Source organism: Sutcliffiella horikoshii, assembly GCF_008180725.1.
GTDB classification, from domain to species: domain Bacteria; phylum Bacillota; class Bacilli; order Bacillales; family Bacillaceae_I; genus Sutcliffiella_A; species Sutcliffiella_A horikoshii_B.
In genome coordinates, this window is record NZ_VTEV01000023.1 from 1 (window position 1) to 637 (window position 637).

Here is a 637-nt window from a genome sequence, read left to right on the forward strand (position 1 = left end):
ATAAAACCGTTCTCAGTTCGGATTGCAGGCTGCAACTCGCCTGCATGAAGCCGGAATCGCTAGTAATCGCGGATCAGCATGCCGCGGTGAATACGTTCCCGGGCCTTGTACACACCGCCCGTCACACCACGAGAGTTTGTAACACCCGAAGTCGGTGGGGTAACCTTTTGGAGCCAGCCGCCTAAGGTGGGACAGATGATTGGGGTGAAGTCGTAACAAGGTAGCCGTATCGGAAGGTGCGGCTGGATCACCTCCTTTCTAAGGAATGTACGCTTGTTGTTTTGTTTAGTTTTGAGAGAGCATTCTCTCTGYTAAGATAAATCTTCKGATTTATCCTTAGACAAATCTGTCGATTTGTCATAGTTGTTCCTTGAAAACTAGATAATGTAACTAATATCAAGATATTCACAAAATATCGTTCATCTTAGTAATTTTCTTTATAGATATCATCGCTGATATCGACACATGACCTATTTTGGTCAACGGTTAAGTTATTAAGGGCGCACGGTGGATGCCTTGGCACTAGGAGCCGATGAAGGACGGGACTAACACCGATATGCTTCGGGGAGCTGTAAGTAAGCTTTGATCCGGAGATTTCCGAATGGGGAAACCCACTGCTCGTAATGGAGCAGTATCC

2 rRNA genes are annotated in these 637 nt (G+C 46.3%); both read left to right on the top strand.

Features of this window, described 5'->3' with window-relative positions:
- Window positions 1-258 (top strand): 16S ribosomal RNA (locus FZC76_RS22820); the annotation flags it as partial.
- Window positions 259-484: 226 nt separating this feature from the next.
- Window positions 485-637 (top strand): 23S ribosomal RNA (locus FZC76_RS22825); the annotation flags it as partial.